General features: G+C 72.0%; 23 protein-coding genes. 16 read left to right on the top strand and 7 right to left on the bottom strand.

From position 1 onward, the window contains the following. Together ABT299_RS27280 and ABT299_RS27285 are read left to right on the top strand one after the other, a co-directional pair. The coding region (locus ABT299_RS27280; protein WP_500252439.1) for a hypothetical protein at positions 1 to 438 on the top strand (438 nt) is incomplete at its 5' end. Beyond that, a complete protein-coding gene (locus ABT299_RS27285; RefSeq protein WP_500252440.1) occupies positions 435 to 1982 on the top strand; it encodes a relaxase/mobilization nuclease domain-containing protein in 1548 nt (515 codons plus the stop codon). The genes ABT299_RS27280 and ABT299_RS27285, both read left to right, overlap by 4 nt. A gap of 286 nt (positions 1983 to 2268) precedes the next feature. On the opposite strand, the gene ABT299_RS27290 is transcribed toward ABT299_RS27285, so the two are convergent. Then, complete coding sequence (locus tag ABT299_RS27290; protein WP_500252441.1) at positions 2269 to 2556, bottom strand: hypothetical protein; 288 nt, start codon at positions 2554 to 2556, stop codon at positions 2269 to 2271. A gap of 172 nt (positions 2557 to 2728) precedes the next feature. On the opposite strand from ABT299_RS27290, the gene ABT299_RS27295 reads away from it, so the two are divergent. Further along, a complete protein-coding gene (locus ABT299_RS27295) occupies positions 2729 to 2926 on the top strand; it encodes a helix-turn-helix domain-containing protein (RefSeq protein WP_500252442.1) in 198 nt (65 codons plus the stop codon). A 152-nt stretch (positions 2927 to 3078) separates the two neighbouring features. On the opposite strand, the gene ABT299_RS27300 is transcribed toward ABT299_RS27295, so the two are convergent. Continuing rightward, complete coding sequence (locus ABT299_RS27300) at positions 3079 to 4431, bottom strand: tyrosine-type recombinase/integrase (RefSeq protein WP_500252443.1); 1353 nt, start codon at positions 4429 to 4431, stop codon at positions 3079 to 3081. Between the two features lie 465 nt (positions 4432 to 4896). Here ABT299_RS27300 and ABT299_RS27305 point away from each other — a divergent pair, with 465 nt between their 5' ends. Further along, positions 4897 to 5544, top strand: a complete 648-nt coding sequence (locus ABT299_RS27305; RefSeq protein ID WP_500252444.1) for an ATP-binding cassette domain-containing protein — start codon at positions 4897 to 4899, stop codon at positions 5542 to 5544. Here ABT299_RS27305 and ABT299_RS27310 read toward each other — a convergent pair. Continuing rightward, positions 5511 to 6611: an FUSC family protein gene (locus ABT299_RS27310; protein ID WP_500252445.1), complete on the bottom strand. Its 1101-nt coding sequence runs from the start codon at positions 6609 to 6611 to the stop codon at positions 5511 to 5513. The genes ABT299_RS27305 and ABT299_RS27310 overlap by 34 nt on opposite strands. A 194-nt stretch (positions 6612 to 6805) precedes the next feature. Here ABT299_RS27310 and ABT299_RS27315 point away from each other — a divergent pair, with 194 nt between their 5' ends. From ABT299_RS27315 to ABT299_RS27335, 5 genes are all read left to right on the top strand, one after another. After that, positions 6806 to 7654 (top strand): DUF6597 domain-containing transcriptional factor, encoded by an 849-nt coding sequence (locus tag ABT299_RS27315; RefSeq protein WP_500252446.1) that lies wholly within the window; start codon positions 6806 to 6808, stop codon positions 7652 to 7654. Between the two features lie 64 nt (positions 7655 to 7718). Then, positions 7719 to 8105 carry a pyridoxamine 5'-phosphate oxidase family protein gene (locus tag ABT299_RS27320; protein ID WP_206699882.1) on the top strand — a complete coding sequence of 129 codons (387 nt, stop codon included), beginning with the start codon at positions 7719 to 7721 and terminating at the stop codon, positions 8103 to 8105. Between the two features lie 17 nt (positions 8106 to 8122). Continuing rightward, positions 8123 to 8716, top strand: coding sequence for a dihydrofolate reductase family protein (locus ABT299_RS27325; RefSeq protein WP_500252447.1), 594 nt, complete (start codon positions 8123 to 8125; stop codon positions 8714 to 8716). A 46-nt stretch (positions 8717 to 8762) separates the two neighbouring features. Continuing rightward, entirely contained in the window at positions 8763 to 9713 is a 951-nt protein-coding gene (locus tag ABT299_RS27330) for an NAD-dependent epimerase/dehydratase family protein (RefSeq protein WP_500252448.1), read from the top strand. A gap of 85 nt (positions 9714 to 9798) precedes the next feature. Beyond that, positions 9799 to 10794 (top strand): aminotransferase class V-fold PLP-dependent enzyme, encoded by a 996-nt coding sequence (locus ABT299_RS27335; protein WP_194736698.1) that lies wholly within the window; start codon positions 9799 to 9801, stop codon positions 10792 to 10794. A gap of 30 nt (positions 10795 to 10824) precedes the next feature. Here ABT299_RS27335 and ABT299_RS27340 read toward each other — a convergent pair whose 3' ends face one another. After that, positions 10825 to 11520 carry a pentapeptide repeat-containing protein gene (locus ABT299_RS27340; protein WP_500252449.1) on the bottom strand — a complete coding sequence of 232 codons (696 nt, stop codon included), beginning with the start codon at positions 11518 to 11520 and terminating at the stop codon, positions 10825 to 10827. Positions 11521 to 11562: 42 nt separating this feature from the next. Further along, positions 11563 to 12420: a LysR family transcriptional regulator gene (locus ABT299_RS27345; RefSeq protein ID WP_500252450.1), complete on the bottom strand. Its 858-nt coding sequence runs from the start codon at positions 12418 to 12420 to the stop codon at positions 11563 to 11565. 70 nt (positions 12421 to 12490) lie between these two features. Between ABT299_RS27345 and ABT299_RS27350 the strand changes: the two genes are divergently transcribed. Continuing rightward, positions 12491 to 12808 (top strand): hypothetical protein, encoded by a 318-nt coding sequence (locus ABT299_RS27350; RefSeq protein ID WP_190854894.1) that lies wholly within the window; start codon positions 12491 to 12493, stop codon positions 12806 to 12808. A gap of 32 nt (positions 12809 to 12840) precedes the next feature. Further along, positions 12841 to 13746, top strand: a complete 906-nt coding sequence (locus tag ABT299_RS27355; RefSeq protein WP_500252451.1) for an arginase family protein — start codon at positions 12841 to 12843, stop codon at positions 13744 to 13746. A 21-nt stretch (positions 13747 to 13767) separates the two neighbouring features. Here ABT299_RS27355 and ABT299_RS27360 read toward each other — a convergent pair whose 3' ends face one another. Beyond that, positions 13768 to 15318 (bottom strand): N,N-dimethylformamidase beta subunit family domain-containing protein, encoded by a 1551-nt coding sequence (locus ABT299_RS27360; protein WP_500252452.1) that lies wholly within the window; start codon positions 15316 to 15318, stop codon positions 13768 to 13770. Positions 15319 to 15456: 138 nt separating this feature from the next. Here ABT299_RS27360 and ABT299_RS27365 point away from each other — a divergent pair, with 138 nt between their 5' ends. From ABT299_RS27365 to ABT299_RS27380, 4 genes are all read left to right on the top strand, one after another. After that, on the top strand, positions 15457 to 16191 hold the full coding sequence (locus ABT299_RS27365) for a GNAT family N-acetyltransferase (RefSeq protein ID WP_500252453.1): 735 nt from the start codon (positions 15457 to 15459) through the stop codon (positions 16189 to 16191). 89 nt (positions 16192 to 16280) lie between these two features. Then, complete coding sequence (locus ABT299_RS27370) at positions 16281 to 18224, top strand: potassium transporter Kup (RefSeq protein ID WP_500252454.1); 1944 nt, start codon at positions 16281 to 16283, stop codon at positions 18222 to 18224. Positions 18225 to 18325: 101 nt separating this feature from the next. Further along, positions 18326 to 19978: a serine/threonine-protein kinase gene (locus ABT299_RS27375; RefSeq protein ID WP_500252455.1), complete on the top strand. Its 1653-nt coding sequence runs from the start codon at positions 18326 to 18328 to the stop codon at positions 19976 to 19978. Between the two features lie 63 nt (positions 19979 to 20041). Further along, entirely contained in the window at positions 20042 to 21211 is a 1170-nt protein-coding gene (locus tag ABT299_RS27380; protein WP_500252456.1) for a hypothetical protein, read from the top strand. A 12-nt stretch (positions 21212 to 21223) separates the two neighbouring features. Here the strand turns inward: ABT299_RS27380 and ABT299_RS27385 are convergent, their stop codons facing one another. Continuing rightward, positions 21224 to 22198: a helix-turn-helix transcriptional regulator gene (locus tag ABT299_RS27385; protein WP_500252457.1), complete on the bottom strand. Its 975-nt coding sequence runs from the start codon at positions 22196 to 22198 to the stop codon at positions 21224 to 21226. A gap of 97 nt (positions 22199 to 22295) precedes the next feature. Here ABT299_RS27385 and ABT299_RS27390 point away from each other — a divergent pair, with 97 nt between their 5' ends. Beyond that, a complete protein-coding gene (locus ABT299_RS27390) occupies positions 22296 to 22853 on the top strand; it encodes a DinB family protein (RefSeq protein ID WP_190854880.1) in 558 nt (185 codons plus the stop codon).

Here is a 22853-nt window from a genome sequence, read left to right on the forward strand (position 1 = left end):
AGCCAGGAGCGGAGGTGCATGACGACATCCAAACGAGGCGGCGACGGGACGGAGCCGTTGCAGCGGCGAGCGAAGCTCGGCGGAGGGCGGCGGCGTGAGCGGGAACTGAGAATCCGCGTCTGCGACCAAGAGTACGAAGAGTTCCACGAAGCGGCGACGCGAGCCGGACTCGCGTGTAGCGCTTTCGTCGTAAAGACGGTTCGGACTGCGATTCGCGAGGAGCAGCCTGTGGACGGGGCGCTCGTCGCGTTGCATGCTGACCTGCGGAATGCCAGCCGTCAGGTGAATGCGGTAGGGGTCAACCTCAACCAGCTCGTGCGCCATGCCAACGCCTACAACGAGGTTCCGGAGTCGGTGGCGTGGTTGGCGGCGTATTGCTTTCAGGTGGTGCGGCGGACGGAGGCCGTCATCGTCGAACTTGGCAGGCGTCTGCCATGATCGCGAAGGTCACGCGCGGCACGGATGTCGGGAACCTTCTGCGGTACTTGTACGGGCCGGGCAAGCGCAACGAGCACACCGACCCTCACCTCGTCGCCGGGTACCGGCACCCGGCCGCACTGGAACCGGCAAGGCGCACGGACGGAAGGCGCGATCTTCGGCCGTTGGGCGAGGCGCTGCACTCTCCGCTGGAGACGATGCGGCGAAGCCGGCCGACGGGACCGGTCTGGCAATGCTCGCTGCGGACGGCCCCCACTGACAGGGCCTTGACCGATGAGGAGTGGGCCGATGTCGCCGAGGAGTTGATGCACCAGACCGGCATCGCCCCACGCGGCGATGCGGAGGCGTGCCGGTGGATCGCCGTGCGGCACGCCGACGATCACATCCATGTCGTGGCCACGCTCGCTCGAGAGGACGGCCGGCGGCCGAACGTCACTCGCGACTACCTCAAGGCGCGGAAGGCGTGCCAGGTCGTCGAGGAACGGTATGGGCTGTGCCGTACCGCTCCTGCAGATCGGACGGCGGCGCCCCGTCCTTCGCGCGCTGAGCTGGAACGAGCCGAGCGCGCCGGGTTGGAGGAGCCGCCTCGTACAGTGCTGCGTCGGCAGGTGGCCACGGTCGCTGCCTCGTCCGATAGCGAAGAGGCGTTCTTCGCCGGCCTGCGTGAGCGCGGGCTGGCGGTGCGGCTGAGGTTCAGCGTTCGCACGCCCGGCGAGGTGACGGGATATGCCGTTGCGGTGCCCGAATACACCAACTCGGAGGGGGAGCCGATCTTCTTCTCCGGGGGCAAGCTCGCCGATGACCTGACCCTTCCCCAGGTGCGCCGCCGGTGGGAAAACGGCGCGATCGGTCGGCCCGCTGCCCCCTCGCGCCGGTGGGCACCGGGCTCGTCCGCCGACCACCGGGTGCGGACCGCGGCCTATCGGGAGGCCGCCCAGGTGGCCGGCACGGCGGCGTGGCAGATGCGCGAGTTCCGCGATCCCCGTGTTCGCGCCGATTTGTCGGCGGCGGCCTCTGACGTCCTGCACGTCACCGCGGACATCACCGGCAACCGCGAACTGGCCGAGGCCGCCGACATCTACGACCGCGCCGCCCGAGAACCGTTCGGCCGTTCGCCATCGGTCACGCCATATGGAAGCGCTCTTCGCGCGGTAGCGCGGACGCTCGCGGTCACCAACGTGCGCTGGGGAGATCGACGCGAACACAAGAGGAACCTCACCGTCGATCTGCTGTTCCTCATCGCGAACCTCGCCGATCTCATCGAATCGACGGCCGAACATCGCCTTGCCCAGCAACGCATCGCCCAAGCCGATGCAGCACGCCAGGCCGCAGGACGGCTGCACGCTATCCGGCGGACGGCACCTGGGCCGGCCACACCGGTGCCGCGGCACGTCGCGGAAACCCTCGACGAGGGCCGGACGATGGCGAGGCTTGCGGCCGAGGCCTTCCCCGTACCGCTGGCTGAAGGACTGGGCTCGACCGCCGCACCCATTAGTCGTCCATCTCAGGCGCCACAGCCTCGTAGGGGCGCGCCCAAGCGCTGACCTGTCGAGGGTGAGACTCGCCGGTGCCTCCGAAATTCTGGAGTCAAGATCGAAGTAGCGGGACAATCACGGAGCGTAAACAACGTCATGAAGTGGCAGGGGTTTCTATCTGCCGCTCCTCAACAGGAAGGACGGGCCATGTTCACGATCAGCTCTGGCCCTCCCATGGAGGGTCTGTACCCCAAGGAGCGCACTCATGACCTCCAACCCCAGCGGGACCAGCGGTAACACTCAGATCGACCACAATGTCGAACAGTTCGCCGATGATCTGGAGCGGGCCGTCCGCTCACTGAATCGAGCTGTAGACGAGCCAGGCGGCCTCGCCGGACCTTCGACCGTCTACGCGGTGCTGGATGCCGTTCACACCGCCGCCATCGAGATCGACCACCTTCTCCTTCAACTCGAACGCTTCCTCGCGCACCAGCATGCGGACGGACGCCTCGTCCGCGACCAAGGCGGCACCCTCGGCGAGGCACTCGACAACTTCGGTCGCGCCGTCCTTCGCGCCCGTCATCTGGGCGCAGGATGCGGCGAAGCCATCAACCAGGCCCGAAGGGCGATCAACAACGTTCACGGCACAGGATCGCCGTCCCGACCAGCGCGCCACCGCCCCACGACACCGCGACCGCACCGGTCCTATCGGTCCCGATCCGACGAGCCGAAGCACGGTGAGGCCTTCTGAAAGCCGACGGCTACGGAGGAGATGGTTCGGCAATTCTCGGAAGGGGGCCTGAGCCTTGGAGAAGATGAGCCAGGACGAGCTTCTCGGTCTCCCCACCACGACCAGCGTCGAGACCGCAGCCCGCGCCATCGGGCTCGGACGGACGCGTGCCTACGAACTCGCCCGGCGAGGCGAGTTCCCCTGCAAGGTCATCCGCATCGGCGCCAGCTACCGCGTCGTGACGGTCGACCTCCGCCGGCTCCTCGGCATCGAGCCGGGCTGACGAGCCGCCATCCGTCCGGACGAAGGTCCGGCTCTCCTATGAAGAGCCGGACCTTCGGTGTTAACGGTGCAGGGCCGCGCTGTCTGATGGCCGGTGACGAGAAGGCGAGGCTTCCTGGGAGGTGGTATGCCCAGGGAGCCTCGTTGCCTCTATCAGACGGCTCGGATTGAGGCGGGTTTCGAGCGGTTGCGGATCTTGTCGAAGGCGTCCAGTGCTGTGTCGTCCTCGTCGGGGAGGGTGTGCAGGTACTTCTCGGTTGTGGTGATGCTTGCGTGGCCGAGACGTTCCTTCACGACTTGAAGGTCGGCGCCGCCTGCTAGGAGCCAGGACGCGTGGGCGTGGCGAAGGTCGTGGGGGCGGACATGGATGCGGAGGTCGGCTGCCTTGATGCCGGGTTTCCAGACGTGGTCACGGAACCAGGTTCGTGGGATGTGGCCGTCGGTGTTGATGGTGCGGCGGCGTCTGGGAGAGTCCTTGCCGGCTTCGCGTCGGCGGGCGCGGTAGTCGGCGTAGATGTCCTTGCAGTGCTGGCAGCGGCACTTGCCTGCGGAGTATCCGCTGAGTGTGCCGTGTCTGTAGCGGCACTCAGGCTCGATGAAGCCGAGGGTTTCGGGATCGAGGAGGACGCGCAGCCGTCGTGGACGCGGGAGTTCGTCCTGGTGCAGGCGGAAGAGAAGAGAGTCGGCCTCGATGGCTTCTTCCCGGATGAACGCCTGGAGCTTGCAGGCGAGCTGCTTGCTGAAGCGGACGCTGCGATGCTCCCGATCCTTCGGGTAGTCCTTCACCAGGAAGCGGCCGCCCTCGGGATGGTGCTTGGGATTGAGTTCGATGACGACCCGCGAGACGGTGAGCGTCCGCGTGGCGAAGTTGATGTCCTTCGGCCGTAGTTCTGTAAGTTCACCCCAGCGGAGGCCGGTCTCGATCTTGACCTCGACGAGCAGCTTCATGCGCGCGTCGGTCAGTGACTCGTAGAGGCTGTCGAACTGCTCCGGTGTGATGATGGTGCGCTTCTTCTTGGGCACCGGAGGCGTCTTAACTCCCTTGCAGGGGTGGAGGACGATGACGAGGTCGTTGAGCGCCGTGGTGAAGATGGCGCTGAGGATGGTCATGCAGAAGCGGATTGTCGGTGGGTTGACGCCTTCGCTCTGTAGGTGTGTGACCCATTCGCGGACATCGATCGGGAGGACGTCGATCATGCGCATGCCGCCGAACCAGGGCATGATGTATCGCTGGATCTCGTAGTCGTAGTTCTCCCTCGTCCGGAGTTCGATGACGTGGTTGGGGAACCAGACGTCTTCGACGTAGCGTCTGAAGCGTTGTCTGCCCTTTCCCGGATCGGGAAGGCGTTCTAAAGACAGCTTCGCCAGGGCCTTTTGCCATGCTTTGTCGGCTTGTGCCTCTGTTGCGAAGGTTCCGGCGTGCCTGATGTTCCCGCGGATATCGCGGTACACGGCCGCGTAGCGGACCTGGCCGTCCTTGCCGACTCGCGGACGGGAGAATCCCATGCCGACTCCTCAGGTGATCGTTTTGCCACCGAAATGCCACCAAGGACCACGTGAGCGATCTTGATACGCGGTGGCACGAGGCGGCATTTCCACCGCCTCTCACCTGGGAATTTACCCTTAAGTTGTTGAACCGCCGAACACATTGTGTTCGATTTATCCGGTTCGCATCGAGGGGGTCAGGGGTTCAAATCCCCTCAGCTCCACCCAGGATTCGCAAGTCAAGGGCCTGATCGGAATCTACTCCGGTCGGGCCCTCACTCGTTTGTCACCGAGATGTCATCGCGACCGTCCGCCGTCGTCAGACCGGCCGGTCGGCGGGCGCCCTTGCTTTGCGGGCCTGTCGGTGAGCTTACGGAGTGCGAACGTTCGGGCAGCTCAGGCGGCTACTGGCGGGTCACCTCCATAGCCTCGTCCTACGCGGACGCTCCGGAAGGACCGGAGACCGCATGGGCGAGGGGAACGAGGATGAGCACAATCGTCGTCGAGGCACGCGATCTGCGCGTCGGCTCCGGCGGCCGGGTGGTCGGGGGCTTGTCGCTGGCGGTGCCGGAGGGCGAGATCCACGCGCTGCTCGGCCATCGGGGGGCCGGAAAGACCCTGGTGCTGGAGGCGTTGGCCGGTCTCCGGCGGCCGTGCGGCGGCCGGGTCCGGCTTCGGGGCGCCGATCCCTACACCGAGCGGGACGGGCTGCGGGTCGGCACGGTGTGGCGTGACGGCGGCCTGTTCCCCGGCCTCACCGTCACCGAGGTCCTCGAAGGGTGGCGGCGCTGGACGCTGGACCCGCTGACGGTGGACGAGGCGCTCGCGCTGACCGGGCTGGAGGAGGTCGCCCGGGTGAGGTTCGAGCGGCTGACGGCGGGTGAGCGGCGGCTGCTCGACCTGTCGCTGGCGATGGTGAACCGCTCGGACGTGCTGTTCCTCGACGAGCCGACGTCCGGCCTGGATAGTGGAACGGTCCATCGAATCTGGGCGACGCTGCGCCACGTGGCCGCGGCCGGGACGACCGTGCTGCTCGCCACCCGCGACGCGGCCGAGAGCCGGCGGGCCTCCCGCGTCAGCGTCGTCGACCGGGACCGCTCCTACTCCGCGGGGCGCCGGCTCGGCGCCGCCTGACCGCTGGGGCCTCCGCCGGTGGGCAGGGTTGACAGTGCCATGACGAGCAGGCTGATTCCCACGCCGCACAGCGTCCACAGCACTCGGTAGCCTTCGGCCGAGTAGTGCGAGGGCTGCGGAAGGTCCACCAGGATGAGCACGCCCGCGGCGATGCACGCGCTGTAGAACGTGTAGTTCCAGAAGCGGATCCCCGCGCCGTGCATGAACAGGACGAGCGCCACCATCTGGAGTCCGTGTTCCACCGCGAACAGCCGGAGGCCGTGCTCGCTCGCGGGGACCAGCAGCAGCAGGGCGGCGGCGACGGCGCCGATCAGCGCGCCGGTGAGGCGCTGCGCGGCCACGAGCGTCGCCTGCTCCAGGCTCGGCTTCATCGCGATCATGGCCGCGATCGGGATCCAGTAGCCGTAGGACAGGTCGAGTCCGAAGGCGAGCGCGACGGTTCCGGCGATGACGAGGGCGCGCACCAGGGCGAAGGCGACCAGCGGTCGGGTCAGCGCCTTGCGTGCGGTGTCGCCGGGGATCTCCGCGAAAGGACGCGGTGCGTCCCCGCGCCCGCTCACCAGCCACCAGACGGACGCCGCCGCGATCCACAGCGCCGCCCCGCCGGTCCAGGCGAGGACCTGCGCCCAGGTGTGACTGCTGATGTGACCGTGCCGGTGGAGGGTGAACGCGACGCCGATGGTCACGATGAACCAGATGTTGAGAAGCAGGGCGGTGACGAAGCGGTGCACCCCGAAGGCGACGGCCAGCCCCGCCACCAGCGTGATGGCGAAGGCCGCGAGGACCGGCCAGCCCCAGGGGGCCGCCCCGATTCCGAATCCCAGGGCGGTCACGCCCGCGCCGATCAGCGCGAAGAGGCAGATGCGCGTCATGCGGCGCCCGTAGCCGCCGCCCGGATCGCACAGCACGGTGAACAGCAGGCCGAACAGCGTGCTGAGCAGGTACTGCTCATGGCCGATCGCCCAGAAGACGAAGAGCGGCACCAGCCCGACGTCCAGGAAGACGACCGCTCGCGGCCAGTTGAGGCCCGCTGGTTCGACCTTGAACACCCTCGCCGCTCGGCTCATGGTCCACTCCCGCTGTCAGGCCTGCCCGGTCACCGAGGTTCAGCGGATCGCAGGCGCCCGGCCTGGTCAAACACCTGGGCGCGGGCCTGAGCGTGTCCACCTCATGCCTTTGCTCCGGTGCGACCGTCGATCATCTGGGTTTCGAACCCGGCCACCGGACGGCAGGTGGGCGGGGTTTTCGGCAGGATGGGCGGGTGGCGGGAGAATCGTCGTACGTGGAGCGGGTGCCGGCGCCGGTGCTCGCGGCGGTGGCGTCGTTGGTGTGGATCCAGCAGGTCGGGGACGAGCCGCTCGCGCAGCGGATCGTGCCGCACGGCGGTGCCGAGCTGCGGTGCGTCCTCGGTGAGACGCCGCGTCTGCTCGGGCCCCTCACCACGGCGACCTACCATGACATTCCGGCAGGTGGCACGGTCGTCGGAGTGCGCCTGCGACCGGGCGTGCTCGGTGGCCTCGCCGGAATTCCGGCGGACGAACTGGTCGACCAGGACATCGCCGGCACCGACGTCTGGCGCGGCCTGAACCGCCTGACGGACCTGCTCGGGGACGCCCCGACGCCGCAGGCCGCGCTCGGCCATCTCCAGTCGTTCGCCGCGCGGTCCGCCGGGGCGGACGACCCGCTGGTGGACGAGGCCGTCCGGCACCTCATGCCGTGGCGCGGCGGGAGGCCGGCGGCCCTGCCCGCGCTGCTGTCCATCTCCGAGCGCCAGTTGCGGCGCCGGTGCCGGGCGGCGGTCGGCGTCGGGGTGAAGGAGTTGCACCGCATCCTGCGTCTGCAGGGGTTCATCGCCCGGGTGCAGGCGTCGGTCGATCGGCAGGACGTCCTGGACGTCGACCTCGCGCGGTGGGCGGTCGAGACGGGCTACACCGACCAGGCGCACCTCGGCCGCGAGTGCCGCCGGCTCGTCGGCGTGACGCCGGGCGTGCTCCTCGCGCAGACGGGTGCGGCGTGCGGGTGCGGGCACGATCACGCCGCGTCCTACCTTCCGATGCTGCGGCCGGGGGATGGCCGTTTTGTACAAGAGCGGCGATCGGTGCCCGCCTAGCGTCGGGCGGGTGAGAACACCCGGCTCGCGTGCTGATCGCGATCCCCAGCGGAATGGAACGACCGTGCTCAACGAGGCCGCCCGCGCCCTTTTCGAGGGGCCGAACATCGCCCATGTCGCCACGCTCCTGCCCGACGGCGGGCCGCACTCGGTGCCGGTCATGATCGACGTCGAGGGCGATCATCTGGCCTTCTTCACCTCGCCCGACTCCCGCAAGGGCCGGAACCTGGCCGCGGACGACCGCATCGCGATCTCCGTGACCGACCGGGAGAACCTGGTGCTGAGCGCGCTCGTGCGCGGACGCGTCGTGAAGCGGGTCGGCGGGGACGAGGGCTGGGCCATCGTCGATCGCATCTTCGCGAAGTACACGGGCGGTCCGTATCCGTCGCGCGAGGACCGCGAGGCGTATCTCGTGGAGCCGGAGCACGTGACCGTCCCGACATTCGGATGAGCCAAGGAGCGGGTGGAATGGCCAGGGTTGTCATGCAGGCCGTGGTTTCGGTGGACGGCTTCATCGCCTACCCCGATGACACGGTGGGGCCGCTGTTCGACTGGTACGGCAATGGTGACGTGGTGGTGCGCGCGAACGATGAATGGCAGTTCCGCGTCAGCCGCGCGTCCGCGGACTACGTCCAGCCTTTCTGGGACGCCGTCAAGGTCACGGTGATCGGACGGCACCTGTTCGACACCACCGACGGCTGGTCGGGCGTACCGGCCGCCGGTGAGCAGCTCGTCGTCGTCACCCACCGGCCGCTGCCCGAGGAATGGCGGGCGAGGTTCCCCGAGGCGCCGTTCCATACGGCCGACTCGGTCGAGGCGGCCATCACCCGCGCCAAGGAACTCGCCGGGGACGGTCTGGTCTGTGTGTGCGCGGGCGACGTCGGCGGCCAGGCGTTCTCGGCGGGGCTCGTCGACGAGGTGGCGATGGACGTCGTCCCGGTGGTCCTGGGGGAAGGGGTGCGCTTCTTCGGTGGCCACACCGGGACGGTCCTGCTCGGGGATCCCGACGCGGTGGTCCAGGGCGACCGCGTGCTGCACCTGCACTACACCGTCAAGCGCTGACCGGCGCGTCCAGAGACAACTCCATCCAGAGACAACAGGGGTGCGAATGATCCTCGTCACCGGCGGCCTGGGTTCCATCGGGTCGCACACCGCACGGGCACTGCTCGACCTGGGCGAGTCCGTCGTGCTCACCGCGCACCGGTCCACCCGGTTGCCCGAGCACCTCGCCGGCGAGCCCGGCGGCCGGGTCGCCGTCGAGCCGCTGGACGCCACGGACGAGACCGCGTTCCTCGGCATCGGGAAGCGGCACGAGATCACCGGCATCGTGCATCTCGCGGCGGGCCGGTACGACATGCCCGATCCTGTCGAGTACCTCCGCGCCGAAACCGCCGCGCTGCTCAACGCGCTCAAGGCGGCGAGGGAGTGGGGCGTGCGGCGGTTCTCCGTCGCCAGTTCCATCGGCGTGTACGCGGGGGTCGACGAATCCCCGTGGCGCGAGGACGTCCCGCTTCCGGTGGTGGCGCCGCACCAGATCCACGCGTTCAAGAAGACCGCCGAGCTGTTCACCGCGCTGGCCGGCGACAGCGCCGGGTTCGAGACGGTGAGCCTGCGGATCGGCACGATCTGGGGGCCGCTCGGCCTGCCCGACTCGCCGTTCTTCCCGCTTCCCCGCCTGCTCAGCGCGGCGGTCCGGGGCGAGGATCCCGATCTCACCCCGCCCCGTCCGCCCGCCTATGCCGAGGACGCCACGGACCTCTGCTACGTGAAGGACTGCGGCCGGGCCATCGCGCTGCTCATGCTCGCCGAGCGGCTGAACCACCGCGTCTACAACGTCTCGACCGGACGGCTGGTGCGCTTCAGCGAGGTGGTCGCCGCGATCAACACCGCTGTTCCGGACGCGGGCATCGTCCTCCCCGATGGGCGCAATCCCGACCAGCCTCGCCCCAACTACCTCGACATCACCCGGCTGCGGGAGGACACCGGATTCCGGCCGGAGTTCGACGTCGAGAACGCCGTACCGGACTACGTCGACTGGCTCAGGAGGCACGACGGCTGAAGAGCCGGTCCGGGCCGCGCCGGTCGGCCGGCGCCTCGTCCGCTCCTCTAGGCTCACTAGGGTGAATCTGGGCGAAGCGGTACGTATGTGGGACCCGGAACCGGGATGGCTGAACACCGCGAGCTACGGCATCCCGCCAGAGCCGGCGTTCGCGGCGTTGCAGGACGCGCTGGCCGAATGGCGCCGCGGCGCCACCGGCTGGGACAAGTGGGACCGGTCCACCGGCCGTGCCCGCGACGCGTTCGCGCGGCTGGTCGGCGTCGCGTCCGACGACGTCGCCGTGGGCGCCTCCGCCGCGCAGGTGCTCGCCCCGGTCGCGGCCTCGCTGCCGCCCGGCTCGCGCGTCGTCGTCCCCGACATCGAGCAGACGTCGAACCTGTTCCCGTGGCTGGTGCACGACCTCGACGTGCGCACGGTGCCGCCCGCCGACCTGCCCGGCGCGATCGACGGGCACACGGACGCGGTGGCCTTCAGCCTGGTCCAGTCCGCGACGGGCGAGGTCGCCGACGCCGCCGCGGTCGTCGCGGCGGCGCGCGCGCACGGCGCGCTCGTCGTCGCCGACGCCACCCAGGCGGTCGGCTGGCTGCCGGTCGACGCGACGCCCTTCGACGTCCTGGCCGTCTCGGCGTACAAGTGGCTGATGTGCCCGCGCGGCACCGCCTTCTGCTACGTGAGCCCCGCCGTGCGCGACCGGATCCGGCCGCTCGCCGCCAACTGGTACGCCGGTGACGGCGACGCCTCCTACGGCCCGCCGCTGCGGCTGGCCAAGGACGCCCGCCGCTTCGACATCGCCGCCCCCTGGTTCTCCTACGTCGCGGCGGCCCCCACGCTGGAGCTGCTCCTGGAGATCGGCATCGGCGCGATCCACGACCACGACGTGCGGATGGCCGACCGGTTCCGGGCCGGCCTCGGCATGCCGTCCGGCGACAGCGCGATCGTCACCGTCGACCGCCCGGGTGCGGCCGAGCGGCTCGCGGCGGCCGGCGTCAGGGCGTCCGTCCGCAAGGGGGCGGTGCGCCTGGCCTTCCACCTCTACACGACCGAAGCCGACGTGGACGCCGCCGTCGCGGCACTGAGCTGAGCCCGCCCCGGGCGACCGCGCCGGCCGCCGTCAGGGCTCGATCGTGATGCCCGCGTCGGCGGCCAGGACGTCCAGCAGGCTCATCGCGTCCTGGGCGGCGACGATCGCCCCGTCGAACGACCTGATCCCCGCGACACCGGACAGCTCGCAGTCCCGGAAGCGGGTGCCGCTCATGGTCGCGCCGGAGAACTGGGTGCCGCTCAGCTTGCAGCCCTCGAACCGCACGTCGTGCAGCTCGGCGGACTGGAAACTGGCCTCGCTCAGGTTGCAGTCCGCGAACACGACCGTCCGCAGCCGGGCGAACCGGAAGCCGGCCATGTCCGCGCGGCAGCCGTCGAACCGCACGTCGCGCAGGCCGCCCTCGGTGAGCTGCAGGCCCGTCATGCGGCAGTTGCGGACCTCGGTGTTGAACATCCGCGTGTTGAACATCCGCAGGTTGGCCAGGTCGCAGCCCTCGAAGACGACGTCGGCGAACCCGGCGCGCTGGAGCCGCAACCCGGCCAGGCCGCTGCGGGCGAACCGGCACCGCTCGAACTCCACGTCCTCGACGTCCTCGGCGCCCCCGGTGGTGAGGTCGGCCTCGCCGTAGGCCAGCGACAGGTACGTCCCGTCGTCGCGCAGCTCCAGCTCGTCGATGCCGGCCGCCGCCAGGTTCTCGGGGAGTGCCGGGGGGCGCGGTTCGCGCGGCGGACGCGCGCGGTGCGCGGCGTGTGGGGTCGCGGACATGACGGCGACCCTACTGCGCCTCCCGCACGGGTCCGGGGCGAGTCAGCCCGCCCGGCCGTCCTGGCGGCCGGATTCGAGGGCGGCGGCGACGAAGGACGCGACCAGCGGACGGCGGTCCTGCTCGTTCCAGGCGAGGACGAGGCGGCTGGGCGGCGCGTCGGTCACGGGGACGCCCACCAGGCCGGGCGGGAGCGGTTCGACCAGCGAACGGGGCAGCATCCCGATCATCCGGCCCACCGTGACCATGTGGAGCAGCTGCACCGCGTCGGCGACCTCCGGGCCGGTGCCGTCGCCTCCGGGGACCCCCTTCCAGCGCGGCAGCGTCTCACCGTCCAGATCCGCCGTCCGGACGGAGGCGCGCCCGGCCAGGCGGTGCCCGGACGGGACGACGGCGACGCGGTCCTCGGCGTGCAGCGTCTCGTGGGCCAGGCCGTCGAGGTCGTCGAACGGCGCGTAGAGCAGGCCGACGTCGGCGCGGCCGTCGCGCAGGAAGTCGGTGCGGTCGGCGGGGCCGCTGAACAGGATGTCCACCCGGCGGGCGTCGGGCCGCCGGGCGTACGCGGCGAGGATCCCCGACAGCAGGCCGGCGTCGCCGCCGGGCTTGAGCACGAGCCGCAGGTGGGCGCGGGGATCGGCGGCGCGGCGGGCGCTGCGGACGGCGGCGGCGACCGCGTTGAGCGCGTGCCGCCCGTGCTCCTGGAGCGCCTTCCCGGGCTCGGTGAGCTCGACGTGCCGGCTGGAGCGGACGAACAGCGGGACGCCGAGCCGGTTCTCGATCCGCCGGATCGCCTTCGACAGCGCCGGCTGGGCGATCGACAGGCGGACGGCGGCCCGGCCGAAGTGCAGCTCGTCGGCGACCGCCATGAAGTACTCGAGTTCGCGGGTCTCCAGTTCGGCCATGCCTCCAGGTTATCGCCGGAGGCCGAACCGGTCTTGGACTCCGGAGGCGGGTACGGCCGAGAATCGAAGCATGATCCAGCACACGATGATCGTTTCCTTTGACGAGTCCCTGCCCGACGCCGAGCTCGATCAATACCTCGGTGACATCGAACGCGCCATGCGCGACACCGGTTCCGTCGAGTCGGTCGAGGCCCGGCGCCACATTCCCGTGCCGGGTGAGGAGGCCGTCCCGGCGCTGGTCGCGACCGCGATCGTGCAGGTCGCCGTGGCGGACGCCGGCGCGCTGGCGAAGGCGTTCGCGGCGCCCGCCATCCACGAGGTCATCGACCGCTGGCAGTCGCGGCACCCGTACAAGGTCGCCTGGGCGAACCACGAGCCGCTGGCCTGAGCGGCGCCGCCCGGCTGCTGTAGCTTCGGCTGATGACGATCGGCCTGATCTCCGCCCCCACCAATCTCGGGCTGCGCCCGCCCGCCCCGGCGAGCGTGCCCGGCACCGCCAAGGCGCCCGAGGCGCTGCGTGAAGCCGGCCTGTACCGGCGCTTCGCCGAGCGCGGCGCGCACGAGCGGGGCGTGGTGCTTCCCGGACGGTACGCCGACGACGCCGCACCGGGCGTGCTCCGCAACCAGGCGGCCATCGTGGAGCACGCCCGGCGGCTCGCCGAGCGCATCGGGAGCGTCCGCGCCGACGGGCTCGTGCCGCTGGTGATCGGCGGGGACTGCAGCCTGCTGGTGGGGGCGGGGGTCGCGCTGCGGCGGGCGCCGGGACGCCACGGCCTGGTGCATCTCGACGGGCACACCGACTTCCGGCATCCCGGTAACTCGGACCGGTGCGCCAGCCTGGCGGGGGAGGACCTCGCCGCCGCGGTGGGCCTGCACTGGCCCGCCGTCTCCGACATCGACGGCCTGAGCCCCTACTTCGCTCCGGCCGACACCGTCCATGCGGGCTGCCGGGACGACGACGCCGCCCTCGACGAGACCACCGCGCTCCTCGGGGCGGTCGTCCCCGCGGCGCGGATCCGGCGGCAGGGCGCCGCGGAGGCCGCGCGCCGGATCCTGGAGGTCGTCGACCGCGACGACCTCGACGGCTACTGGCTCCACCTGGACGTCGACATCCTCGACCCGGGCGTGATGCCCGCCGTCGACTCCCCGGACCCCGGCGGGCTCGACGCCGCCGAGCTGACCGGCCTCCTCGCCGCCCTCGCGCCGCGGGCGATCGGGGCGCAGGTGACCGTCTTCGACCCCGACCTCGACCCGGACGGGAGCCGCGCCCGCCTGCTCGCCGACGTCCTCGCCGCCGGCCTCGAAGCACTGGGCGAGCGCCGCTGAGCGGGACCGTCCCGGCCCCGGCTACTTGGGCGCGCTGGCCAGTTCCTTGGTGTTGGGACGGGACGGGTGGTCGCGGCCGAGCGGCCCGGCGGCCATGGCGCGGACGAGCGTCCCCGTGACCTGGGTGGTGAACGCGCGGCCGGCGTCGTTGACGCCATGCCCGCAGGCGCGCCCGCGCATCGCGCACACCCAGCGCATCGTGCCGGTCGCGAACACGCCCGCGCCACTGCGGGTGGTGTAGTAGGACGCGTGCGCGGTCGCCTGGGCGTTCCCGCAGGTGATCGGCGAGCGCGCGACGATCTCCAGCGTGGACGGCGTCGGGCCGGCGCGGTTCAGCGCGTCCGCCTCGGGGCCGACCACGCCGGGGAAGCGGGTCCCCGCGCGGACGCCGGTGCCGCGGAACAGCCAGAAGTCGGGCTCGTAGACGGTGAACGCCCCCTCGGCCGGGAAGCACATGTACTGGATGCCGATGATGTCGCTCTCCGGTCGCGGCTTCGGCGGCAGCCGCCAGTCCTGCGTCGTCTCGGCCGGGTTCGTCCGGGACATGGGGTCGGCCGTGGAGTCCTTGTAGCAGATGACGAGCCGGTCGGCGCCGAGCGCCGTGCCGCCGAACCGGATGTGCCGGTTGACCGCGTTGGCGCCGAGGAAGGCGATGTTGACGCCGTGGTCGCGGGCCTGCGTCGCGCGCTGCCGCATGGTGGACGACCAGTACTCGTCATGCCCGAGGCTGAGCAGCCCGCGCGCCCCCTCCAGCACGCGGGAGTCGGCGTGCAGGTCGTTGTCCGTCGCGTACGCCAGCGGGACGCCGAGCTTCTCGGCGAGCGCGATGGCGGGCTGCTCGTAGAGCATGAACTTGCTCGCGCCGTTGCCGTCGTAGGGGCGGTCGAAGCTGACCGCGTGGGCGCGGTCGGTCTCGCCGCCGGACGGCCCCTTGTACAGGTCGTAGCCGCCCCACATGTTGTACGCCTGCCAGGTGGTGGTCGCGTTGAGCACGACGACGCGTCCGGAGGCGTTCGGCGATCGGACGGTCACCGGCACGTACCGCTGCGCGCCCGACGCGGCGGTCAGCCTGATCAGGTAGCTGCCTGCGGGCCAGCCGGAGGTGGGGACGGTCAGCGACGGCCGCCACGGCGCCGACACGGTGCGGGTCGTCCGGTCGATCCGCGGCGCGGCCTGCCGAGCGCCCGCGACCTGCCCGGACCGCCACACCCGCCGCGCCTCCGCGCCGCCGTACCAGCCCATCCGGAACGCCTCGGCGGTGAACCCGGGCGTCGTGGTCGACACGAACAGCCGGAGCGATCCCCCGGGCGGCACGCTCACGTGATCGGCGTACCCCTCGATCTCGTGCTCGGCGCCCTTGTGGCGGATCTGCCAGTCAGGCGTGCCGGACTTGGCGTTCTCGGCCTTCTCCGCGACCGCCGCCGCGCTGGGCCGTCCGGAGGACGGGTGGCGGGACGACGTGCATCCGCCGACCAGGACGACCACCGAGAGCATCACCAGCACGACCGGCGCCCCGAGCGCGCGCAGGACCGACCCTTCGCGCGGGGGCCGCCCCTTTTCCCCATCGGACACGCCGCACCCACCCCTCCCTGCATTCCTCGCGGGTGTCCCGTCCGCCGCCACGCACCAATGATCGCTTCCCCCGCCGCGCGGCCGTTTAACCGCCGGTGGCATTCTGGGTAACCGCCGGTGGCGTCAAGGTCGCCTGGAATGTCGCGTACGCCCCCGGAGGTGCGGAACATGCTGGTGGAGGACGGTGCCGTCGCGCTCGACGACCCCGTGGGCGAGTCGCTGCGCGGCGCTCACGCGCACCTCGCCCGACGGGCCGGCAGGGCCGCCACGTACCTCCCGGAGGTCGCGACCTTCGCCGCGGTGTCCGCCGTCCCGGATGCGGCGGAATGGGACGATCTCGCCCGGCTGCTGGGCCGGGGCGAACTCGCCGACCTGTTCAGCAGCCCGGCGGCCCCGCCGCCGGACTGGGAGCCCGTCTTCGTCCTCGACGGTCTCCAGATGCTCTGGCGCGGAGGCGCCGACCCCGCCGATCTCCACGACCGCGACGGCGATGTGGTGGAACTGGGCGCGGACGGCGTGCCCGAGATGCTCGACCTCGTCGCGCGCACCCGGCCGGGGCCGTTCCGGCCGCGCACCCGCGAGATGGGGACGTATCTCGGCATCCGCGAGAACGGCCGGCTGGTGGCGATGGCGGGCGAGCGGCTCCGGCCGCCGGGCTGGACGGAGATCAGCGCCGTCTGCACCGCGCCCGAGGCCCGCGGGCGCGGCCACGCCGCCCGCCTGGTGCGCGCTCTGGCGGCGCGCGTCGAGGCGCGCGGCGAGCGCCCGTTCCTGCACGTGGCCGAGCAGAACACCGGGGCGATCGCGCTCTACGAGCGGCTCGGCTTCGAGGTCCGCAAGCGGGTGACCTTCCGCGGATTCCGCGTCCCGTAGCGGCCCCCGTCCGCCGGGCCAGGCGGATGAGCCGGCCGTGTCGCCCCCGGTGATGCCTATACGGGGCCGATCAGGATAAGTATCGGCTCATGGGCGACCCGGAGAAGGCGACCGGCACGGCGACGGCCGGGCACGGCACCTCCGCGTCCGGGACGAGGGGGCGCGCGGCGCTGATGCTGGGCGCGCTGGGCGTCGTCTACGGCGACATCGGTACCAGCCCGCTGTACGCCCTTCAGACGGTGTTCTCGATCGACCACGGGGCCGTCCACCCCACGCACAGCGACGTCCACGGCGTGATCTCGCTGGTGTTCTGGACGATCACGGTGATCGTGTCGGTGAAGTACGTGACCCTCATCCTGCGGGCCGACAACGACGGCGAGGGCGGCGTGATGGCGCTCGCCGCGCTGGTCCGGCGGGTGCTGGGCGACGTGCGGGGCAGGGCCGCCGTGGCGATGGGGCTGGGGGTGCTGGGCGCCTCGCTGTTCTACGGCGACAGCGTGATCACCCCGGCGATCTCGGTGCTGTCCGCCGTGGAGGGCCTGAAGGTGAGCACGCCGGGCCTGTCGCACGCGGTCGTGCCGGTCGCGGTGACGATCCTCGCGCTGCTGTTCCTCGCCCAGCGCTGGGGCACGCACCGGGTCGGCAGCCTGTTCGGCCCGGTCATGCTGGTGTGGTTCGCGGCGCTGGCGGCGGCCGGCCTGGTCGAGGTGGTCGAGCGGCCCGCCATCGCCCGCGCCCTGCTGCCGTCCTACGCCGTCGAGTTCATCGCGGACCGCCCCTACACCGCGTTCATCGCCATGGGCGCGGTCGTCCTGGTGATCACCGGTGCGGAGGCGCTGTACGCCGACATGGGGCACTTCGGGAAGGCCCCCATCCGCCGGGTCTGGTTCGCGGTCGTGTTCCCCGCGCTGACGCTGAACTACCTCGGCCAGGGCGCGCTGATCCTCGACGACCCGCGCAGCATCCGGAACCCGTTCTTCCTGCTGTACCCGCACTGGGCGCGGCTCCCGATGGTGGTGCTGGCGACCGCCGCGACCGTGATCGCCTCCCAGGCGGTGATCTCCGGCGCGTTCTCGGTGTCCCGCCAGGCCGTCCGGCTCGGCTACCTGCCGCCGCTGCGGATCAAGCACACCTCGCCGCGCGAGATCGGCCAGGTCTACCTGCCGGCGATCAACGGGATCCTGTTCGCCGGCGTGCTGATCCTCATGCTCGGCTTCCGCTCGTCCGGCCGGCTGGCGACCGCGTACGGCATGGCCGTCACCGGCACCTTCCTCATCACCACCGCGCTGTTCCTGGTCATCGCGCGGGTGGCCTGGCGGTGGGCGGCCTGGAAGCTCGTGCTGACCGGGGTCGTCGTCGGCGGCGCGGAGATCACCTACTTCTCCGCGAACCTCACCAAGGTCACGCACGGCGGCTGGCTGCCGCTGCTCATCGGGCTCACGGTGTTCACGCTGATGACGACCTGGGAGCGCGGGCGGGAGATCGTCACCGCCAACCGGAACTCCAAGGAGGGTCCGCTCCCGGAGTTCATCGAGAAGCTGCACCGGGACGGCGTGCGGCGGGTGCCCGGCACCGCGGTGTTCCCCCATCCGACCAAGACGACGACGCCGATCGCGCTGCGCGCCAACTTCGAGCACAACCACGTCGTCCACGAGCACGTCGTGATCGTCTCGATGGTGTCGGAGAACGTCCCGTACATCCCGATCGAGGAGCGGCTGAGCATCGACGACCTCGGGTATAGCGACGACGGGATCGTCCACGTCACCGTCCGGCACGGCTTCCAGGACCGCCAGGACCTGCCGGCGGAGCTGCGCCGCGCGGCCCGGCTGCCCGGCGCCGAACTGCGCTTCGACCCCGACCGGGCCTCCTACTTCCTGTCCTACGGGGCGCTGCGGCTCACGCGCGCGTCCGGCATGCGCCGGTGGCGCAAGCGGCTGTTCCTGGCGCTGGCCCGCAACGCCGCGAATCCCGCCGAGTACTTCGCCCTGCCGGAGACCCGCACCGTCCTCATGGGCTCCCGGATCGACCTCTGACGCCCGGCCGCCGCGTGCCGGAACGAGGACCGTCCGGCGGAGCCGACCCCATCGGGTTTACCGTGTCCGCACATGTCCTGGTATATGAGGCGGGGGGCCGGATGTACCCACGACGGTTCGGGCGCTACGAACTGCTGGCGGAACTCGGTGCCGGCGGGATGGGCACCGTCCACCTGGGACGCGCGCCGGACGGGCGGATCGTCGCGCTGAAGACGATGAACGGGGCCACCGTCGGCAGCGAGAGCGGGCACCGCCGGTTCGAGCGGGAGGCGGCCGCGCTGCGGAAGGTCGACGATCCGCACGTCGCCGCGTTCGTCGAGGCCGACCTCGCGGGCCCGGAGCCTTATCTGGTCACCGAGTACGTCCAGGGTCTGCCCTTGGAAGCGCTCATCGCGGACGGGCCGCTCGCGGCGGACGGCCTCGACCGCCTCGGGCTCGGCCTCGCGCGCGCTCTGGAGGCCGTGCACGGGGCGGGCCTGGTCCACCGCGACGTCAAGCCGGCCAACATCATCATGCCGGGCGGGAGTCCGGTCCTCATCGACCTCGGCGTCGCTCACCACCTCGACCGGACCCGGATCACGACGATGCCGATCGGCACGCTGCGCTACATGGCGCCGGAGCTCCTGGCAGAGCAGCGGCCGACGGGGGCGGCGGACGTGTTCGGCTGGGGCGCGGTGATGGCCCACGCGGCGACCGGCCGGCCCTGCTTCCCGGCGGACACGATCCCGGCGCTCGTCCACCAGATCCTCACGATGGAACCGGACTTGTCCGGCCTGCCCGGCTGGCTGCGGGACATCGTCGCGCGGGCGCTCGCCAAGGAACCGGCGGACCGCCCGTCCGTCCGGTCGCTGCAGGAGGCGATGACCCGCCGGCCGCAGGTGGAACTGCTCCAGGCCGCGTACGCCGCCGCGCGGGCGGAGCACGACCACGCCCGCGCCGAAGGGATCGCCTTCGGCCTGCACGCCGTCGCCGTCGCCGCCGAGGACCGGGTGCTGGCCGCGAGCAGCCTGCTCGACCAGGCGCACGCCGCGCGGTACGCGGGCGGGTTCGGCCGCGCGGAGACCCTGTTCGAGCGGGCCAGGGAGGCGTCCGCCGCCGTCGGCGCCCGCCGCGACGAGGGCTGGGCGTGGGACGGCCTCGGTGTCTGCCGCCGCCACCGCAAGGACGACGATCTCGCGCGGGCGGCCTTCGCGGAGGCCCTCGCCATCGCCGAGGAGGTCGGCGACGCCGAGCTGCGCGCCTGGAACCTGTGCAATCTCGGTGACCTCGCCCTGCGGCGGGAAGAGCTCACGACCGCGGTGGCCCGCTACGACGAGGCGATCGAGGCGTCCCAGGGGCATCCGGGCATCGAGCTCGACGCCCTGCAGGGCAGGGCGCGTTGCGCGCGCAAGCAGAAGGAGTACGGGACGGCGGAGGAGCTCCTCGAACGTGCGGCCCGCCGCGCGGAGGAGGTCGACGACCTGCGGGCGGCGGGCTGGGCCTGGTACGACCTGGGCGAGGTGGCGCGCGACCACCGCGACCACGAGCGGGCCAAGACCGCGCTGGAGGCCGCACAGGGCATCGCGACCCGGCTCGGCGACCGTCTGATGGAGGGCTGGACGCTGTGCAAGCTCGCCAGCTCCCTCCGCGACACGGGCGCCACCCGCGATGCCGCCGCCGCGTACGAGCGGGCGCGGGACGTCGCCGGCTCTCTGAACGACAAGGAGATGCGGAAGTACGCCGAGAGCCGCTTGGCCGCGCTGCCCCAGCACTGACGGCCCGCCCCCTGGCGGCCTAGGTGAACGCGGCCTGCGGCAGCGGTGCGGTAGACGTGGGGCATGAGGCTGCGCGACGAGACCGAACGCGTCCTGCGGGCGTGGAACGCCCATGAGACGGCCCGCGGCGGGTCCCCGATCATCGACTTCGACTGCCGTCCGGAGGGGGTGGAGCCCGAACCGGCCTCCGACCGGCTGGCCGTCCACCGGCGGCTCGCGGAGCTGCGCGCGGACGCCGCCGGACCGGTGGCGGCGCGCCTGGACGCCGACCTCGCCTACCTCGGCGCCCTGCTCGGCGAGCGGCCGCCCCTCGGCGACTACGTCCGCAGGACGCAGGGGTGCGGCACCGCCGGGTGGCCCGAGGAGTACGTGGCGGAGCGCGGCGACCGGGCCCGCGCCGCGCTGTCCGCCCTCGGTATCGGCTGGGGGCCGGACGCCAACGCCGAACTCCGGGAGATGGAAGGGCCCTTGGACGTCCGCGACGCCCCGGACGCCATCCGGCAGGCCGCAGCCGAACTGGAGCCCGCCGTCCGGGAGGCGACGGGCGGCACCGCCGAATACACGCTGACCATCGAGACCGCCGAGGTGGACGCGTACTGGGCCTACTGGCTGGACGGCGCGGGCCACGACGTCCGGCTCCGGCTCAACCTCCCGAACGTCGCGTTCACCGAGTCCGGCGCCCGGCAGTTCGCGCTGCACGAGGTGCTCGGCCACGGGCTGCAGAGCGCGAGCCTCACCGAGCGGGCGTCCGCCGAGGACGTCCCGTGGGTGCGGCTGCTCAGCGTCCACGCACCGCATCAGGTGATGCTCGAAGGGCTCGCCCAGGCGTGGCCGCTGTTCCTCCTGCCCGGTGACCGGGTGCTGACGGCGCGGGTCCGGCTCGGCCACTACGTGCAGCTCGTCCTCGCCCAGGTCCACCGCGCGATCAACGCCGGGACGCCCGCCGCCGAGTGCGCCGCCCATCTGCGCGCGGCGGTCCCGTGGATGACGGACAAGGCCATCGCGGGCGCCCTCGCCGATCGGGGGACGAACCCGGAGCACCGCTCCTACATGTGGGCGTACCCGGCCGGGATGGACTGGTTCGCGGCCCTCGCCGAGGCGGGCGGCGAGACGTCCCGGGAGGTGCTGCGGGCCGCGTACCGGGCCCCGCTCACCCCGTCGGACCTCGCCGCGCTCTGGCCGGACGGCCCGGTCATCGGCGGTCCGGGCGCCCCGTCCGCCCTGCCGAGGTGACCGGCGCCCGCGTCAGCCGTCCCGGGGGACGGACGAGGCGCGGTGGAAGCGGTCGGCCCAGTCGCGGAGGAGGTCGACCAGCTTGGGCGGGTGCACCACCCGGAAGTCGGCGCCGATCGCGCCGACGGCCAGGGCCGCCCAGTCCAGCGAGTCGGACGTGAAGCGGACGCGGCAGCGGTCCGGCCCGGCCTCCTCGGCGGCGGCCCAGCGCCCGATCCGCTCGCGGACCGCCGCGGCGGGCGCGTCCACCAGCACCTCGACGCGGTGGGAGCGGGGCACGGCGTCGAGGCGGGCGCGGACGAACTCGGCGGCGTCGGCGGCGGGCAGCTCGCGGGGGCGGAAGCGGGCGCCGGTGCCCGCCGGGTCCGCGATCCGGTCGACGCGGAGGTTGCGCCAGTCGGCGCGGTCGAGGTCGTAGGCGACGAGGTACCAGCGGCGGCCCAGCGACACGAGCCGGAGCGGCTCGACGTGCCGCTCCGTGCGCCGCCCGTCGGCGGCGGTGTAGGCGAACCGGAGCCGCTCGGTGTCGCGGCAGGCCAGCGCCACGGACGTGAGGACGTCGGGGTCGACGTCGGTCCGGGCGGGCCCGCCCCAGCCGCCGGTCACCGTCATGGCGCGCAGCGCCTCGACGCGGCGGCGCAGCCGGCCCGGCATCACTTGGACGATCTTGGCGAGGACCCGCAGGGACGGCTCGGCGATCCCGTCCACCGGGCCCTGCGCGGCGGCCTGGAGGCCGACGGCGAGCGCGACGGCCTCCTCGTCGTCGATCACGAGCGGCGGCAGGGCCGCGCCCGCGGCGAGCTGGTAGCCGCCGTCGACGCCGCGCCGGGCCTCGACGGGGTAGCCGAGCTCGCGCAGCCGGTCGACGTCGCGGCGCAGCGTGCGCTGCGAGACGTCGAGGCGTTCGGCCAGCTCGGCGCCCGGCCAGTAGCGGTGGCTCTGCAGCAGCGAGAGGAGCCGCAGGGTGCGGTTGCTGGTGTTCGCCATGGTTCCGAGTCTCCCGCAATTGAGGTCAGAAAGTGGCCGCTATGGCCCGTAGCGTGGTCGTTGTCAGGGAGAAGGACGAGACCAGGAGGTACGGACCATGACCGAGCACGCGATCGTCGGCGGAACGCGCGAGGACGCCCCGGCGGTGACCGGCGAGCGCGCCGACCTGCTGGCGCTGCTGGCCAAGGCCCGGCACTTCCTGCGGTTCCCCGCCCGCGGCCTCACCGACGAGCAGGCCGGGCTGCGGACGACCGCGAGCGAGCTGTGCCTCGGCGGCCTGATCAAGCACGTCACCTCGTGCGAGCGGGGCTGGGTGGACTTCATCCTGGAGGGGCCGTCCGCGATGCCCGACTTCACCGCCATGACGGAGGCGGACTTCCAGCGCCGCGCCGACGAGTTCCGGATGCTGCCCGGCGAGACCCTGGACGGCGTCCTGGCGGACTACGAGGAGGTCGCGCGGCGGACCGACGAGCTGATCGTCTCGCTGCCCGACCTGGACGCCTCCCAGCCGCTGCCGAAGGCGCCCTGGTTCCAGGCCGACACCCACTGGTCGGCCCGCCTGGTGCTGATGCACATCGCCGCCGAGACGCTCCAGCACGCGGGGCACGCCGACATCATCCGCGAGGCCCTGGACGGCGCCAAGAGCATGGGCTGA

The sequence above is a fragment of the Spirillospora sp. NPDC000708 genome (genome assembly GCF_040299565.1).
GTDB lineage: Bacteria > Actinomycetota > Actinomycetes > Streptosporangiales > Streptosporangiaceae > Spirillospora.

Excerpts from the sequence above, each read along its gene's own strand:
- ABT299_RS27285 (WP_500252440.1), top strand. The coding sequence starts at position 435 with ATGATCGCGAAGGTCACGCGCGGCACGGATGTCGGGAACCTTCTGCGG.
- ABT299_RS27295 (WP_500252442.1), top strand. The coding sequence starts at position 2,729 with ATGAGCCAGGACGAGCTTCTCGGTCTCCCCACCACGACCAGCGTCGAG.
- ABT299_RS27300 (WP_500252443.1), bottom strand. The coding sequence starts at position 4,431 with ATGGGATTCTCCCGTCCGCGAGTCGGCAAGGACGGCCAGGTCCGCTAC.
- ABT299_RS27305 (WP_500252444.1), top strand. The coding sequence starts at position 4,897 with ATGAGCACAATCGTCGTCGAGGCACGCGATCTGCGCGTCGGCTCCGGC.
- ABT299_RS27310 (WP_500252445.1), bottom strand. The coding sequence starts at position 6,611 with ATGAGCCGAGCGGCGAGGGTGTTCAAGGTCGAACCAGCGGGCCTCAAC.
- ABT299_RS27325 (WP_500252447.1), top strand. The coding sequence starts at position 8,123 with ATGGCCAGGGTTGTCATGCAGGCCGTGGTTTCGGTGGACGGCTTCATC.
- ABT299_RS27330 (WP_500252448.1), top strand. The coding sequence starts at position 8,763 with ATGATCCTCGTCACCGGCGGCCTGGGTTCCATCGGGTCGCACACCGCA.
- ABT299_RS27335 (WP_194736698.1), top strand. The coding sequence starts at position 9,799 with ATGTGGGACCCGGAACCGGGATGGCTGAACACCGCGAGCTACGGCATC.
- ABT299_RS27340 (WP_500252449.1), bottom strand. The coding sequence starts at position 11,520 with ATGTCCGCGACCCCACACGCCGCGCACCGCGCGCGTCCGCCGCGCGAA.
- ABT299_RS27345 (WP_500252450.1), bottom strand. The coding sequence starts at position 12,420 with ATGGCCGAACTGGAGACCCGCGAACTCGAGTACTTCATGGCGGTCGCC.
- ABT299_RS27350 (WP_190854894.1), top strand. The coding sequence starts at position 12,491 with ATGATCCAGCACACGATGATCGTTTCCTTTGACGAGTCCCTGCCCGAC.
- ABT299_RS27355 (WP_500252451.1), top strand. The coding sequence starts at position 12,841 with ATGACGATCGGCCTGATCTCCGCCCCCACCAATCTCGGGCTGCGCCCG.
- ABT299_RS27365 (WP_500252453.1), top strand. The coding sequence starts at position 15,457 with ATGTCGCGTACGCCCCCGGAGGTGCGGAACATGCTGGTGGAGGACGGT.
- ABT299_RS27370 (WP_500252454.1), top strand. The coding sequence starts at position 16,281 with ATGGGCGACCCGGAGAAGGCGACCGGCACGGCGACGGCCGGGCACGGC.
- ABT299_RS27375 (WP_500252455.1), top strand. The coding sequence starts at position 18,326 with ATGTACCCACGACGGTTCGGGCGCTACGAACTGCTGGCGGAACTCGGT.
- ABT299_RS27380 (WP_500252456.1), top strand. The coding sequence starts at position 20,042 with ATGAGGCTGCGCGACGAGACCGAACGCGTCCTGCGGGCGTGGAACGCC.
- ABT299_RS27385 (WP_500252457.1), bottom strand. The coding sequence starts at position 22,198 with ATGGCGAACACCAGCAACCGCACCCTGCGGCTCCTCTCGCTGCTGCAG.
- ABT299_RS27390 (WP_190854880.1), top strand. The coding sequence starts at position 22,296 with ATGACCGAGCACGCGATCGTCGGCGGAACGCGCGAGGACGCCCCGGCG.